Annotated in this window: 13 protein-coding genes; 9 read left to right on the plus strand and 4 right to left on the minus strand. The window is 67.4% G+C overall.

Features of this window, described 5'->3' with window-relative positions; genetic code table 11:
• Positions 1-44: 44 nt before the first annotated feature.
• From AB0L00_RS05450 to AB0L00_RS05465, 4 genes are all read left to right on the plus strand, one after another.
• Positions 45-266 carry a hypothetical protein gene (locus tag AB0L00_RS05450; RefSeq protein ID WP_364428678.1) on the plus strand — a complete coding sequence of 74 codons (222 nt, stop codon included), beginning with the start codon at positions 45-47 and terminating at the stop codon, positions 264-266.
• A gap of 453 nt (positions 267-719) precedes the next feature.
• Positions 720-1,484: a lasso peptide biosynthesis B2 protein gene (locus AB0L00_RS05455; RefSeq protein WP_364428681.1), complete on the plus strand. Its 765-nt coding sequence runs from the start codon at positions 720-722 to the stop codon at positions 1,482-1,484.
• Positions 1,485-1,486: 2 nt separating this feature from the next.
• The gene (locus AB0L00_RS05460; protein WP_364428684.1) at positions 1,487-3,385 is read left to right on the plus strand and encodes an asparagine synthase-related protein; all 1,899 of its coding nucleotides are present in this window, start codon (positions 1,487-1,489) and stop codon (positions 3,383-3,385) included.
• 382 nt (positions 3,386-3,767) lie between these two features.
• Positions 3,768-5,540 carry an ABC transporter ATP-binding protein gene (locus AB0L00_RS05465; RefSeq protein ID WP_364428687.1) on the plus strand — a complete coding sequence of 591 codons (1,773 nt, stop codon included), beginning with the start codon at positions 3,768-3,770 and terminating at the stop codon, positions 5,538-5,540.
• Positions 5,541-5,688: 148 nt separating this feature from the next.
• Here the strand turns inward: AB0L00_RS05465 and AB0L00_RS05470 are convergent, their stop codons facing one another.
• On the minus strand, positions 5,689-6,282 hold the full coding sequence (locus AB0L00_RS05470) for a helix-turn-helix domain-containing protein (RefSeq protein ID WP_364428690.1): 594 nt from the start codon (positions 6,280-6,282) through the stop codon (positions 5,689-5,691).
• Between the two features lie 108 nt (positions 6,283-6,390).
• Here AB0L00_RS05470 and AB0L00_RS05475 point away from each other — a divergent pair, with 108 nt between their 5' ends.
• Positions 6,391-7,536, plus strand: a complete 1,146-nt coding sequence (locus AB0L00_RS05475) for an NAD(P)/FAD-dependent oxidoreductase (RefSeq protein WP_364428692.1) — start codon at positions 6,391-6,393, stop codon at positions 7,534-7,536.
• Positions 7,537-7,655: 119 nt separating this feature from the next.
• Positions 7,656-9,293 carry a 3-hydroxybutyryl-CoA dehydrogenase gene (locus AB0L00_RS05480; protein WP_364428695.1) on the plus strand — a complete coding sequence of 546 codons (1,638 nt, stop codon included), beginning with the start codon at positions 7,656-7,658 and terminating at the stop codon, positions 9,291-9,293.
• An 82-nt stretch (positions 9,294-9,375) separates the two neighbouring features.
• On the opposite strand, the gene AB0L00_RS05485 is transcribed toward AB0L00_RS05480, so the two are convergent.
• Positions 9,376-9,519 (minus strand): hypothetical protein, encoded by a 144-nt coding sequence (locus tag AB0L00_RS05485; RefSeq protein ID WP_364428697.1) that lies wholly within the window; start codon positions 9,517-9,519, stop codon positions 9,376-9,378.
• Positions 9,520-9,710: 191 nt separating this feature from the next.
• Here AB0L00_RS05485 and AB0L00_RS05490 point away from each other — a divergent pair, with 191 nt between their 5' ends.
• The 3 genes from AB0L00_RS05490 (at position 9,711) to AB0L00_RS05500 (ending at position 11,659) form a co-directional block, all read left to right on the plus strand.
• Complete coding sequence (locus tag AB0L00_RS05490) at positions 9,711-10,022, plus strand: ATP/GTP-binding protein (RefSeq protein ID WP_364428700.1); 312 nt, start codon at positions 9,711-9,713, stop codon at positions 10,020-10,022.
• A 12-nt stretch (positions 10,023-10,034) separates the two neighbouring features.
• Positions 10,035-10,745 carry an alpha/beta hydrolase gene (locus tag AB0L00_RS05495; RefSeq protein ID WP_364392400.1) on the plus strand — a complete coding sequence of 237 codons (711 nt, stop codon included), beginning with the start codon at positions 10,035-10,037 and terminating at the stop codon, positions 10,743-10,745.
• Positions 10,746-10,873: 128 nt separating this feature from the next.
• Complete coding sequence (locus AB0L00_RS05500) at positions 10,874-11,659, plus strand: alpha/beta hydrolase (RefSeq protein WP_364428703.1); 786 nt, start codon at positions 10,874-10,876, stop codon at positions 11,657-11,659.
• A 16-nt stretch (positions 11,660-11,675) separates the two neighbouring features.
• On the opposite strand, the gene AB0L00_RS05505 is transcribed toward AB0L00_RS05500, so the two are convergent.
• Entirely contained in the window at positions 11,676-12,887 is a 1,212-nt protein-coding gene (locus AB0L00_RS05505; protein ID WP_364428706.1) for an AI-2E family transporter, read from the minus strand.
• 93 nt (positions 12,888-12,980) lie between these two features.
• Complete coding sequence (locus AB0L00_RS05510; protein ID WP_364428709.1) at positions 12,981-14,285, minus strand: DivIVA domain-containing protein; 1,305 nt, start codon at positions 14,283-14,285, stop codon at positions 12,981-12,983.
• Positions 14,286-14,371: the final 86 nt, after the last annotated feature.

Below are 14,371 nucleotides of genomic sequence, written 5' to 3' on the forward strand. Positions count from 1 at the left end.
TGTGCCAACTGCATGTCCGTCGATCGAACAAAGGGGTGTGTTCCATGAGAATTCCCAAGCGGATGGCTATCGCCATCTCAGGAGCGGCCTTCGCCGGAGCAACAACCCTGTTCCTGGGAACCGCCGTCCCGGCCGGCGCGCAGATCGCCGTCGCGCCGCACAACGGCATCGCCGTCGCGCCTCAGCACACCGCCGCCGGTCATATCTCCACCCAGATCCGAACCGACGACGATGACTGGGGCGACGAGGGCTACTCCTGCGGCTAGTCAGCAAAACCGGCAACAGCAGGGAGGGGGCGGCACAGCCGGTCGGCGGTGCCGTCCCCCGAGCCGGGGGCCGTCGATCGTCGGCGCTGGCGACGCGCTCCTCGGCTCAGCCGACCGCGGAGACCGGGTCTCCTCCCCGTGTCGCATGCGGGGTGATCGCCGGCCGACGCGTGACATATTTGACGAAAGAATGACCCGCCCAACAGGTCTCCGAACGACCCTACAGGAGGCCGAACAACTGATTCTGTCATGAAGCATGGCCTTGCTTTGACTCAAGCGAGGGACGGAACGGTGTATATGTGGTCATGTCGCACTGACAGGTCTGGGTCGCCGATGAATCGGAGTCGATGATCGGCGACAACGGAGATCTTCTTTGTTGCGGCCACATCGATGGTTGGAGATGAAGATCGGAGTCGCGCAGCCGGGCGAGCCGAGGTGCCGCGGGGGAGCGATATGAAGGTCCAGGTTCTCCAAGGGGTAGGCAGCGAGTATCGGTTGTCACCGAATGTGGTGTTGCTAAGACTTCCCGACGGAACGGGACAACTACTAGATCTTGGTGGACAGTTCTACGCTCTCTCCAACACGGCCGTCGAGATGCTGCACGATGTCCTTGATGGCGGTAGCGCCTTGGCAGCCGAAAAATCCGCAGTCAGCTACTCGGCGCCTCTCTCGGTAGTGCATAGAGATCTCGATGCGTTCTTGCGTGATTTGATGGATAGAGGTCTTATCTGTTCTCTCAATGAGATCCCTGAACCGGCTGGTGGACGGTCGGCGATACTGTCTCGAATCGTGCTGATCTTGTTGTGGCTGGTGCAGACCAGAACGCGCTCGGTCAAAACGCGCATGACGGCTTTGATGACCCTTTCTTACGTCTCCGTCCGGGTGCTCGGCTGGTCGCAAGCGGTTGCAACATGGCAGGCCTGCCGTCGGCAGGGGCCGGCACCTGCCGGAGCCGCCTGTTCAGATCACCGACGACTGGCGGACTTCATCAGGGAAACGAATCGTCGGCTCAGGGCCCGCCATCCCCTGCCCCTCGACTGCAAAGACCAGGCGTTGTGCTCTTGGGCTCTCCTCCGCGACCAAGGTCTGCGGCCGACGCTGGTGGTGGGGGTGGCGTACCCGGTGGCATTCCACTGTTGGTGTGAATTGGATGGCTTCATCGTCAGCGATGACGAGGATATCTGTCGGCGGCATACACCCGTCGCTCGCTACACATAACGATGAAGGAGGCCTGGTCGATGGCGCCGGGGTTTACTGTCATTCGCCGATCAGGAAAGATCCAGGTTCAGGTCGCAATTCTTCATTCGGGGCAACCATCGAGCCTGACGTCGTGGATCCGTAGGGACGGGGACATCGCTGCACTCATGGGTTCGCTCTATTACAAGCAGGACCTGATATCGAAAATTAAATCGGTGTCACCGGCTCTGTATGAAAACGATGCGGACCTCGCGCTCGCCGCCTATCAAGATATGGGGATGTCGGCCCTGGACCTACTGGAGGGGGACTTCGCGCTCGTGATCTGGGATGCGAAGGGGCGACGTCTGATCGGAACTCGTGACCCGATGGGCGGATATCCGCTGTTCTGGATGAACAGACCCGATCGGCAATTGTTCTCTACCGAAATGAGTGCTCTGGCGGCCACGCAGAAGCCGCAACGCCTGAACGATGAATACTTCGCCGAGTACCTGATGGCGTTGCTGCCTCATGAGGAAGAGCCGAGAGAAGAATGCGCGTACGCGGGTATCGCGCGAGTACTTCCCGGCACAGCGGTGATAATGGGAGTTTCGGGAGCAGAGGTCGAGCGGCGCAAGTGCTTCGATTGGATGTCGAGAATTGTGGATCCAGGTTCAGATGATCCGGCGGAGATCGCTGAGCAATACCGGCCTATGCTCACTGCGGCGACCCGGGAGCGGATCCATGGACGCACGATGGCTCATCTATCTGGAGGAATGGACTCCACCTCGATTTCTTTGCTTGCCCGGGATCTGATCCGCTCCGGCGCCGGCGAGTATCCGCTGCATACTTTGTCTCTGATCTACGAGAAGCTACCCCTTCTCGCCGAAGAGCAACTATATATCGATACGATTCTCCGCGGTGAAGAGAATATGTGTGCCCATAAGATCGTGGCAGATGACATGCTCTTCTTTGATCCCTTCGAAGATCCTCCGCTCTGCGATGAGCCTTATCCGGGGTTGGTGAGCTTTCCGATAGCCCGATGCACTACCGATGCGGCTGCCCGAGAAGGTTGTCTGACCGTGCTCACGGGCATTGGATCTGACGAGGTGCACGTTATACAGCCATACTATCTGGCGGACTTGCTGCGTAGCAGAAGGATGCTGGAGGCGTGGAGGCACGTTCACATCTGGGCGTATGAATGCAACAGTGGACCGTGGGGAATCCTGCAGCAGTACGGCATTGAACCGATTGCGTCGGCGTGGCGGATACCCCTATTCCACCGTCGCACTGAGAAGCGACTCAGTCGGCAAACGGACGCCACGATTCCGCCATGGGTCAGACCAGGGTTCGCGCGTCGCCACGACTTGCGGGAACGAACCATGGAGCAGCTCCAACGCAGGTACCGGAGGTGTTCTCAGACGGCTCTGTCTTTGGCTATTGACATGGTCGAGCAACGAGCTGGCGACGCGGTTCGATGGGGAGTGTCAGCACCTCTTGGCATCGCACGTTCTCACCCCTTCCTTGATCCGCGAGTCTTCGCTCTCGGACTGGGGATACAGGCCCGGATGCGACCGGCTCCGGGAGAGAGAAAACCAGTCCTCGCTGCCACGATGGAGGGCCTGCTTCCCGAGATCATCCGCAGGCGGAAGGCTGGCAAGGTGGGCTTCGATGAGGTGTACTTCTTGGGATTGACGCGCAACGAGCCGACTCTTCAGAAGCTGATCCGCCAGGCTCCTGGCGACGTTTGGGAGATATTCGATCCAGACATTATCTCCAGCGTACTCAAACAAGCCGGATTGGTGACGGCGACCTCCCGGCAGCTGCAACGCCTCGATATTACGCTTTCATTGATCATCTGGCTGAGCATCGAGAAGACCCATCCCCTCTCGTCTCGGCGATCTCGAGGCGTGAATGTCATCGACGTTTCCGAATCTCCGTTTTGATCATTCTAATGATACGGCAAACTATGCATCATAGAGAGAAAAAGTTCCGAGATCGTCGCGAATCGGTGTGCGACTTTACGTATATAATGAGGTAGAGAAGGCGATAGGTGCCTGACGTAGGAGGAAAAGATGAGCAATGTCGAATATCAACCTCCCTGGATCCTGTCTATCGGACCGGCGACGCAGCTGATAGCAGGGTGGAGCGGTGACACGAAGGAAGACCCTTCCCAGGGCCAATACAAGTACACGCCCTGCTTCGGATGAGTTGCAGATGGCAATTTCAGAAGCAAGTTGGAAGGGGCTGTGGTTCGCAAGCCGATCGCAACCCCTTCCCCTATTTGGAGCGTCTATTTGAATGAATGATCGCTCAGCCGGTTGGCGGGTGCTGCTCGATTATGTGCGGCCGTACCGCCTCGCCCTTCTTTCAGGCGGTGTGCTGAGTGTCCTGAGCGGGGCGGCCGGCCTCGCGCTCCCACTGGTCACGCGGAGGCTCATCGACGAACTCTCGCATCGTCGAGCCCTGACGGCGACGTTGTTGCTCATGACCGCCCTGGTGATGGTGAGTTCCGCGATCGGAGCCCTCGCCGACTATGTGCTGCGGCGGACCGCGGCGTCGGTGGTGCTGTCCGCGCGCGGGCGGATGGTGTCATGCTTGCTTCGGCTACGGGTCGGTGCCGTGGACCACTCCGAACCGGGTGATCTGATGTCCCGGGTCACCTCCGACACGACCTTACTGCGCGAGGTCACGACCACCTCTCTCATCGGCTTGGTCACGGGTGGCCTCACCACACTCGCCACGCTTTCCCTGATGGCACTGCTGGATCCGGTGCTCCTCGCCGTCACCCTGACCGTGATCGCGCTGACGTGGTCGGTGATCAGTGTTGTACTGCCACGGATCAGGCACGCCACTCGCCAGATACAAAGCTCTGTTGGACTGATGGGGGCGGCCTTGGAACGGACGCTCGGCGCCTTCCGAACCGTCAAAGCCGCCGGCGCCGAGCAGGCCGAAGGTCAACGCATCCACGCCGCCGCCGTCCAGGCCTGGCAGGGCAGCTTGCGCGCCGCCAAATGGCAGGCTCTCGCCGGCAGCGCGGCGAGGCCCTCGACAGAGATCGCCTTCCTGACGGTGCTCGGCGTCGGCGGTGCACGGGTGGCTTCCAAGGCCATCGATGTCGGGACTCTGATCGCATTCCTGCTGTATGTGTCCTACCTGCTGCCGGCGGCACAGCAGTTGGTGGCCGCGGTCACCGGCTACCAGGTCGGTGCCGGGGCGGTCGCTCGCATTCGCGAGGTCGAACAGCTGCCCCGCGAACCCACCGGCCCGTCGGTGGAACCTCGCCAGGAGCGTGGCCGCGACGATCGGCTCGGCCGCAGGTCCGGCGACGGGAGCGCGGGCCCCGCCCCGGCCGCGGTGGCGTTCGAAGGTGTGCACTTCCGCTACCGGCCGGACGCACCGAAGGCGCACCACGATGTCACTTTCGCGATTCCGGCGTTGGGCACGACCGCGATCGTCGGCCCGTCCGGGGCCGGCAAGACCACCATCTTCTCCCTGCTCGAACGGTTCTACGAGGCCGATTCCGGCAGGGTCCTCCTCGACGGTATCGACGTCACCGCCTGGCCGATCGCCCGGCTCCGGGCCCTCATCGGCTACGTCGAGCAGGAGACGCCCGTGTTGTCGGGAACCCTGCGTGACAACCTGCTCCTCGGAGCCCCGTCCGCCGGGGACGAGGCATTGCGCGAGATTCTGCGCGCCACCCGCCTCAACGACATGATCGAGTGCCTCCCTCTCGGACTCGACACCGAGGTGGGGCCCCATGGCGTCGAACTGTCCGGAGGACAACGCCAGCGCGTGGCCATCGCCCGGGCTCTGCTGCGCCGCCCGAGGCTGCTCCTTCTCGACGAAGTGACATCACAACTCGACGCGGTCAACGAGGCCGCGCTGCGCGATACCGTCGCCGAGGCCGCCCGCAGCACCACCGTGCTGATCATCGCGCACCGGCTGTCCACTGTCGCGCTGGCCGACCGCATCATCGTCATGAACGCCGGCCGGATAGAGGCGATCGGCAGTCACGCCCACCTTCTCGCCACCAATTCCCTGTACGCCGAACTGGCCGCCACCCAGTACGGCGCCTACGGCGTACAGAAGGCTCGGTGACCGCGCCCTCGGAGTAGCCCGGTCGCACGGCGGCCGACGGGCTCGGGTAGTCCTGCGGCATGGCGGCGGTGTCGTTGTTCGTGGTCATGTCAGACCCACTTCGTCTTCGTCCGGTCCGCGAGGTGGCCCGGAGCAACGGCCCGGGGCGCTACGGGGCGGGCGACTCGTTCGGCGGTCGCCAGCCGTGGGCGAGGACGTCGAAGATCGTCTCGACGGCGGCTCGGCGGTCCTGCCGGCCGCGAGCGAGAGCCGGGACCTCGAGGACGAATCGCGCGAGAGTCGCGCATGCGAGGTCGTCGTGGTCGACGCCGAGTTCGTCGGCGATGGCTGCGCCGAGGGCGTCGGTATGCCGAGTCCACATGCGTTCGGCGTACGCGCGTAGCGCCGGCGTGGAGTCCACCAAGTTGATGAACTCGGCCCGCTGCGGATGCGCTGCGATCGGCAGCCAGGTGTCGAGGACGTGCTGCCGGAGGGCGTTGAGGATGCTCTGGCCGGCGGTTCGCTGCCGCACTGCGGCGATCAGTTCCGACTCCCGGGCCTCGTCCTGGTCGAACACCAGGGCCTCCTTGCCGGTGAAGTGCTTGAACACCGTGGCGGGCGACACGTCGGCCGCGTCGGCGATGTCACGGATGCTCACCTGCTCGTAGCCGCGCTCCAGGAAGAGCCGCAGCGCCGCGTCGGCAATCGCTTGCCGGGTGGCCGCCTTCTTGCGTTCGCGACGGCCGACAGGAGGCACGGTCATGAGTTGAGTGTATCCACAAGTTGTATCGGAAGATAAGTTAACTCGTTGCACTTTTCGACTCGATCTGCTTTTCTGGGCGCTGAGAGCATCCGATGGGAAGGAACGGTCATGAACTCCCCAGCACCCGACCACGCCAGGATCAGCGTCATCGGCGCCGGGCCCGGCGGGCTGACCTGCGCCCGCATCCTCCAGCAGCGCGGCATGGCGGTCACCGTCTACGACCGCGACACCGGGCCCGACGCGCGCAACCAGGGCGGCACGCTCGACCTGCACGCCGACAACGGCCAGATCGCCCTGCGCGAAGCCGGCCTGCTCGACACGTTCTTCGAGCTGGCCCGCCCCGAAGGGCAGGAAATGCGGCAGATGGACCCGACCGGCACGGTCACGTTCCACAACGTCCCGGCGGCCGACGAGCTCTTCAAACCGGAGATCGACCGTGGCCAACTGCGAGACCTGCTGCTCAACTCACTGCGACCGGGAACCGTGCACTGGGGCCGCGCCCTCGACACGATCAGCGGGCCCGCCGACGGATCGCGGCGGTTGCACTTCGCCGACGGCACCACCGTCGAGACCGATCTGGTCATCGGCGCAGACGGCGCCTTCTCCCGGGTACGCCCGGCCGTGTCTCCCGCCGTTCCCGCGTACACCGGGGTGAGCTTCCTGGAGGCATGGTTCTCCGACGTCGAGAACCGGCATCCGGACATCGCCGAGCTGGTCGGCCAGGGCAGCGCCGCCGCAGCCGACGGCGACCGCGGCCTGTTCGCCCAGCGCAACAGCGGAGACCACATCCGCGTCTACCTCATCCAACGAGTCCCGGTCGACTGGATCGCCGCGAGCGGCCTGGCCGCCGACGACACCGACGGCATCCGCGCCCTGCTACTCGAGGAGTACGCCCACTGGTCGCCCCGCATGCGCCAGATGATCAGCGACAACGACGGCCCCTACGTCGACCGTCCGATCTTCGCCCTGCCGGTCCCGCACACCTGGGAACACAACCCCACGGTGACCCTGCTCGGCGACGCCGCCCACCTCATGCCTCCGCTCGGCGTCGGCGTCAACCTCGCCATGCTCGACGCCAGTGAACTCGCTCTCGCTCTCGCGAACGTCGCCACCGTCGACGACGCGATCCACACCTACGAGAAGACCATGCTTCCCCGCTCCACCGAGACGGCCAAGGCCCTCGAAGGCGGCGCCGATCACCTGCTGTCCGCCGACGTCCCCGACTTCGGCGACGACGGCGACACCAGGTCCTGAGCGCCGACGACGGCGGAGACTCCGTCGCTCAAGCGGCTTCGCCGAGCGATCGGCGCCGGTGACGGTTCCCGGTCGGGGCTGGTCTTGGGAGCGGGCCGGGGCTTTGGGAGACTGCGGGCATGGCTGCTTCGCTGAACAAGGTCGGGGTCGTGGGGCTCGGGACGATGGGGGCCGGGATCGCCGAGGTGCTGGCCCGCAGTGGGCTGGACGTCGTCGGGGTGGAGGTGGGCGACGAGGCGCTGAAGCGCGGCCGCGGTCACCTGGAGAACTCCACCGGCCGGGCGGTCAAGCGCGGGAAGCTGTCCGCCGAGGAGCAGCAGGCGATCCTCGACCGGATCACGCTGTCCACGTCGTTCGGCGCGCTCAGCGACTGTGACCTGGTCATCGAGGCCGTGCCGGAGCAGCTCCAGCTCAAGCGCCGCGTGTTCGAGCAGCTCGACGAGGTCTGCCGGGCCGACGCCGTGCTCGCCACCAACACCTCGTCCCTGTCGGTCACCGAGATCGCCGTCAGCACGAACCGGCCGGAGCAGGTCGTCGGGGTGCACTTCTTCAACCCCGCGCCGGTGATGAGACTCGTCGAGATCATTCACTCCGTGCTGACCCGGCCGGAGGCCCTGTCCGTCGTTCAGGGGCTGGTCGAGCGGCTCGGCAAGGTCGGCGTGACGGTCGGCGACCGGGCCGGGTTCATCGCGAACCGGCTGCTGTTCGGCTACCTCAACCAGGCGGCGGCGATGTACGACGCCGGGCACGCGAGCCGTGAGGACATCGACGCGGCGATGAAGGCGACCGGCCTGCCGATGGGCCCGCTGACACTGATGGACCTCATCGGGCTGGACGTCTCGCTGGAGGTCTGCGAGGCGATCTACCGGGAGACGCGGAACCGGCGGCACGCGCCCGCGCCGATCCTCCGGCAGATGGTCACCGCCGGCCTGCTGGGCCGCAAGACCGGCCGCGGCTTCTATTCCTACGACGAGCCGGCCGCCACGGCCGAGGCCGAACCGGCCGGGGCGCCGCCGCGGGTGGGCGTCGTCGGGTCGGGGCCGCTCGCCGTCGCCCTCATCAGCGGCTGCCTGCGGGCCGGGGCCGACGTCCGGTTCGTCGCGGGGGACGCGGAGAAGGCCGACGCCGTCCGTACGGCGCTGGAACAGCCCGTCGAGGGCGGCACCGAGCTGGGGCTGCTCGCCGACTGCGACCTCATCGTCGAGGCGGTGGCCGAGGACACGTCGGTGAAGCGGTCGCTGTTCGCCGCCGTCGACGACGTGGCCAAGCCGGGTGCCGTCCTCGCCACGACGACGACCACGGTGCCGGTGATCGAGGTGGCGGCCGCAACCGACCGGCCGCAGGACGTCATCGGGCTGAACCTTCCCGACCCGGCGGGCGAGCTCGTGGAGATCGCCGCGACCGTGGTGACCGCTCCGGAGGTCGTGCGCCGGGCCGCCGAGTACGTCGCCGCGCTCGGCAGGCGTCCGGTGCACTGCCGCGACCGGGCCGGGTTCATCGTCGACGCGCTGCGCGTCCCGTACCTCAACGACGCCGTCCGCATGCTCGAGACGGGGTACGCCGACGCGGACTCCATCGACGCCGCGATGCGCTACGGCTGCGGGTACCCGATCGGGCCGGTCGCCGACCTCGACCGGCTCGGCCTCGGCCACGCGGTCGAGGTGCTGCGCGCCCTCTACACCGAGTACCGCGAGCCGGCCTACGCGCCCGCGCCGCTGCTGGAGGAGCTGTTCACCGCGGGCCGCACGTTCCGCTGAGATGACCAGCACCCCGAAAAGGAAGGAGCGGCCCCGCAGGGCCGCTCCCATGTTGCTGTCAGCTTCAGCTTCAGCTTCAGCTTCAGCTGTCGGTGCGGGGCCGCGCGATGCTCTGGCCCGGCAGCGACACGAGGCCGTCGGTGTTGTTGACGTTCATCCCACGGTACGGGCCCGGGACGGACGCCTTCTTCGTGCCGGTGGTCTTGGTGTCCTTCTTCGCGGTCATGTCCGACTCACCTTCGTCTAAGTTCGGTCCGCGCGTAGACGCGGACTGCTTTTCAAGAGACCGTTCGTGACCGCGGCCGACCGGCCACTCCGGTGAGCAAGAAATCTCGCGCTTGTAGGTCGACCGGGCGACGGTGCGGTGGCGGGTGGGTGGTTCGTCCCGTACGACCCGGTCCCCGTACCCTGAACGCCATGAGTCCGCGCAAGAACCGCCGTGGTCGCGACACCGTCCGGGAGACCGGGGCGAGCGCGTTCGGCGGTCCGCAGCGGATCGAGGAGGGGCCGGACGGCGACTGGATCGTACGGCCGGTGGCCGGCGGGACCAAGGCGTACCGCTGTCCGGGCTGCGACCAGGAGATCACACCCGGCGTCGGGCACCTCGTGGCCTGGCCCGCCGAGGCCGGTGGGCCCGACGACCGGCGGCACTGGCACCGGCCGTGCTGGAACCACCGGCTGAACCGGCTGCCGAACATTCAACGGTCCCGTCGGGGACCGCGCTACTGAGAAGGGACCGCGATGGGGGAGATCCGGGCGAGCACGGTGCTGCCCGCGCGTCGTACGGACATCGAGCTGCGGACCGCCGACGGCCTCACCCTCGTCGGCGAGCTGGCCGTGCCCGAGGACCGGCCGCCGGTCGCCACCCTCATCTGCCTGCACCCGCTGCCGACGCACGGCGGCATGATGGACAGCCACGTGCTGCGCAAGGCGTCCTACCGCCTGCCGGCCCTCGCCGGGCTCGCCGTGCTGCGGTTCAACACGCGCGGGACGACCAGCGAACGCGGGACGAGCGAGGGCGAGTTCGGCGGCGGCGACTCCGAGCGGTACGACGTGGCCGCGGCGCTCGAGTACGCCGAGTACCACGACCTGCCGCGGGCATGGCTGCTCGGCTGGTCGTTCGGCACCGAGCTGGCACTCAAGTGGGGCCACGACCCGCTCGTCGAGGGCGCGATCCTGCTGTCCCCGCCGCTGCACCGGGCGACCGACGCCGACCTCGACGCCTGGGCGGAGTTCGGCCGCCCGCTCGTCGCGCTCGTCCCGGAACGCGACGACTACCTGCAGCCGGCGGAGGCCCGCGAACGCTTCAAGCGGGTGCCGCAGGCGGAGGTCGTCGGCGTCGACGACGCCAAGCACCTGTGGGTGGGCGAGCCGTACGTCCGGATCGTGCTGAACGAGATCGTGCGCCGCGTCGCGCCGGAGGCGTACCCGCTTCCTACCGAGGTCGAGTAAAAGGAAGTTCTAAACCTTCGAGACCGAAGACGGTCACCCTCTCGGCGGATCGATCCGCAGCGGTCAGGATGAGCTGGGTCCGGGCGTTCGCCGGGCTGAGCCGGATTCTTCCCGATGAGGTGATAGCCGTGCAGCTGTACAGCCGTGACGTCGGAGACGGGACACCGCTGGTGCTGCTGCACGCGTTCCCGCTGTCGTCCGCCATGTGGCTGGCCCAGCGGGAGGCACTGTCCGCGCGGTTCCGGGTGGTGACACCGGACCTGCGCGGCTTCGGCGGGTCCCCGCTCGGCACCGCGGAACCCTCGGTCGACGTGATGGCCGACGACGTCGCGGCGCTGCTCGACGCGAAGGGCATCGACCGGGCCGTCGTCGGCGGCCTGTCGATGGGCGGCTACGTCACGCTCGCGTTCTGCCGCCGGCACGCGGATCGCGTCCTCGGCCTGGTGCTCGCCGACACGAAGGCCACGGCCGACACCGAGACGGCGCGGGCCGGCCGGCTGCGCATGGCGGAGCGGCTGGAGGAGGACAAGACCGTGGACGTCCTCCTCGAGGATTTATTGCCACGGCTGGTCGGGCCGACGACGATGCGGCAGCGCGCGCTGATCTACGGGCGTGTGCGCGGACTCGTGCAGTCGGCACCCCCGGCGGCCGCGGCGTGGGCACAGCGGGCGATGGCGGCCCGCCCGGACGCCCTGGAGTCCCTCGCCGAGCTGCGGTCCCCGGCGCTCGTCATCCACGGCGCGGAGGACGAGATCACGACGGAGGAGGACGCGCGGGCGATGGCCGACGCGCTGCCGAACGCGGAGCTCACCCCCGTACCCGGATCCGGCCACCTCACCGCCGTCGAGCAGCCGCAGCTGTTCAACGACGCGGTGGCGGAGTTCGCGGCGGCGCTCGGCCGTACGACCCGCTGACCCGACGGCCGTACGGTCAGGAGCTCTCCTGCCGCGGCATGACGACCTCACGGAGGATCAACGCGACGGCGGCCGCGGTGGGGATGGCCAGCAGCGCGCCGATCACGCCGAGGAGCGCGCCGCCGAGCAGGGCCGCGATGACCGTGACGGCCGGCTGGACGTCGACGGACCTCTTCATCACCCTCGGCTGGACCACGTAGTTCTCGACCTGCTGGTAGATCAGGAAGAAGATCGCGGTGGCGATGCCGGTCCAGAAGCCGTTGAAGAACGCGATCGCCGTGACGAGGACGGCCCCGATCGTCGCTCCGATCAGGGGGATCAGGTCGGTGATGGCCACCAGCATGGCCAGCGCGATGGCGTACGGGACGTTGACGATCAGCAGGTAGATGTAGGACACGATCCCGGCGATGACCGAGATGAGGACGTTGCCGGCGACGTACCCGCCGATACGGGAGAGGATCTCGTCGCCCAGCAGCGCGACGCGGGCGCGCCGGGACCGGGGCGCCAGGCGGTACATGAAGCCGGTGATGTTCGGCAGCGAGCCGAGGAAGTAGAGCGTGAGGATCAGCACGGTGAACGTGCTGAACACGCCACTGATCACCACCTGGCCGACGCCGAGGATCCCGTTGGCGGCCTGCTTGCCCAGGTCCTTGCTCTGCAGCGCCGTCTGGGCGCGTTCGAGCAGGTGGTAGCGGTGGTCCCAGTCCTGCAGCTTCGGGTTGTGCGCCAACTGCTCGAGGTAGCCGTTGCCGCTGGTGAGGTTGTTGATGAAGGCGGTGATCTGTTCGGTCATCGGCGGCACGATGGCGAAGCCGAAGCCGACGAAGAACCCGACCAGGCACAGGAAGACGATGAGCACGCCCCACCGGCGGGACACCCCCATCCGCGTCAGCGCCTCGACCGCCGGGTTGAGGCCCACGGCGAGGAACAGCGCGACGACGATCAGGACGATCACCTGCCGGGCGTCGGTGACCGCCTTGACCAGCATGTAAGCGGCCAGCACCCCGAGAGCGCCGTAGAACCCGAAGATGAACGGGTGACTGCGGGTCAGCGGACGGCCTGGGCGGCCGAACGGGAACAGCGCGTCGACGCCCGCCTCACGCTCCCGGGCCGCGATGTCGGTGACCGGGTCGAGCGCGGCGACCTCGCCCGCCGGCTGCCGGGCACTGTCCGCGAGGGTCCCGACCTCCTCGCGCTGTCCGCCGTCGTGGGGGGTTTCCGCCGGCACGCACGTCTCCTTGAGCTAGATGCTGACAAGAGCCTAGGGGATCTCTGCCCCTAGGCTCTTGTCCGGCTCAGTGCGGTCTAACGGCGGACGACGTTACTCCTGCCACCAGTCGTCGTCGTCGTCCTTCTTCTTGGCCTCCGGCGCGGGCGCGGCCGGGGCGGGCGCCGGCTTCGGCGCGGGCTTGGGCTCGGCCGGGGCGATCGCGGGCTTCTCCGGCGGCGCGGAGATGGCCTCCTCGGTCGGTCCGCCCATCGGCGCGGACACGCCGCCGATGAGCTGACGCAGCTGGTTGAGGTGGCTGGTGATGCTGTCCCGCTGGCGCGTGAGCTCGTCCACCTGGCGCTGCGCCGTGGTGCGCATCCGCTCGGCCTCGCTCTTGGTCTCGGTGAGCAGGTGCTCGGCCTGGGACTTCGCCTCGGCGATGATCTGCTCGGAGTTCTTGCGAGCGTTGGCGACGAGCTGCTTGGCGTGGCTGTCGGCCTCGCGGCGCGTCTGCTCGGCCTGCTGGGTCGCCTTGGTCGCGCGCTGCTCGGCGGACGCCGCGCGCTGCTCGGCCTCGGCCACGAGCTTCTGCGTGGCGCTCTGCGCGGCCGCGTGCCGCTCGGCGTCCTGCCGCTCGGCCTCTTCGCGCCGGGCGGCCAGCTGGATCTCGAACTCGGCCTCGGCCTGGGCCCGCTGCGCCTCGCTCTCCTCGAGGATGCGGTTGGCCTGCGCCCGCATCTCGTCGGCCTGGCGCTTGGCGGTGGTGAGGATCTCGTCGCGCTCGCGTTTGGTGGACGCCCGCAGCTGGGCGACCTCCCGCTCGGTCGTGGTCCGGAGCTTGGCGATCTCCCGCTCGGCGGCGGCGCGCTTCTCGGCGACCTCGTGGTCGGCGGTGGCGCGCAGCTTGGCGACCTCGCGCTCGGTGGTGGAGGTCAGCTCGTCGGCGTGCCGGCGGGCCGCCGTGCGCACCTCCTCCGCCTCGCGCTCCGCCGTGTTGCGCATGTCGTCGCCCTCGCGCTTGGCGGTGGCGCGGACATCGGCCGCTTCGCTCTCCGCGGCCGCGCGCAGCTCCGCGGCGTCGACCTTCGCGGCGGCCTTGATCTCATTGGCCTCCGTGCGGGCGGCCTGCACGAGCTCGGTCGCCTGCTCCTCGGCGAGGCGCAGCAACTGCTCAATGCGCGCGCCGAGGCCGGAATAGGTGGGTCGCTCCTGTTCCTGGAGCTGACGATGTGCGTCGGAGAGCTCCCGTTGCAACGCCTGAGTCTGCTCGCGGCTCTGGCGGACCTCGGTGTCGAGCTGCTTGATGTGCTCTTCGACCTGGTGCCGGTCGTAGCCGCGCAGCACCACGTCGAACTCGCGTGGGGGCGTGCTGTCTTCGAAGAAGTTGCTGAGCTGGGCGTCGATGTCGGACTGCATGAGGCTCAATCCTGCTGTGACGAGACGGCTACAAGTGGTGGAGGTACCAGACGATGGCCGCGCGAGTACTGCGTGTTACGGGGTAC

Source organism: Actinoallomurus sp. NPDC052308, from assembly GCF_040679195.1.
GTDB lineage: Bacteria > Actinomycetota > Actinomycetes > Streptosporangiales > Streptosporangiaceae > Actinoallomurus > Actinoallomurus liliacearum.

Excerpts from the sequence above, each read along its gene's own strand:
- AB0L00_RS05450 (WP_364428678.1), top strand. The coding sequence starts at position 45 with ATGAGAATTCCCAAGCGGATGGCTATCGCCATCTCAGGAGCGGCCTTC.
- AB0L00_RS05455 (WP_364428681.1), top strand. The coding sequence starts at position 720 with ATGAAGGTCCAGGTTCTCCAAGGGGTAGGCAGCGAGTATCGGTTGTCA.
- AB0L00_RS05460 (WP_364428684.1), top strand. The coding sequence starts at position 1,487 with ATGAAGGAGGCCTGGTCGATGGCGCCGGGGTTTACTGTCATTCGCCGA.
- AB0L00_RS05470 (WP_364428690.1), bottom strand. The coding sequence starts at position 6,282 with ATGACCGTGCCTCCTGTCGGCCGTCGCGAACGCAAGAAGGCGGCCACC.
- AB0L00_RS05475 (WP_364428692.1), top strand. The coding sequence starts at position 6,391 with ATGAACTCCCCAGCACCCGACCACGCCAGGATCAGCGTCATCGGCGCC.
- AB0L00_RS05480 (WP_364428695.1), top strand. The coding sequence starts at position 7,656 with ATGGCTGCTTCGCTGAACAAGGTCGGGGTCGTGGGGCTCGGGACGATG.
- AB0L00_RS05485 (WP_364428697.1), bottom strand. The coding sequence starts at position 9,519 with ATGACCGCGAAGAAGGACACCAAGACCACCGGCACGAAGAAGGCGTCC.
- AB0L00_RS05490 (WP_364428700.1), top strand. The coding sequence starts at position 9,711 with ATGAGTCCGCGCAAGAACCGCCGTGGTCGCGACACCGTCCGGGAGACC.
- AB0L00_RS05495 (WP_364392400.1), top strand. The coding sequence starts at position 10,035 with ATGGGGGAGATCCGGGCGAGCACGGTGCTGCCCGCGCGTCGTACGGAC.
- AB0L00_RS05510 (WP_364428709.1), bottom strand. The coding sequence starts at position 14,285 with ATGCAGTCCGACATCGACGCCCAGCTCAGCAACTTCTTCGAAGACAGC.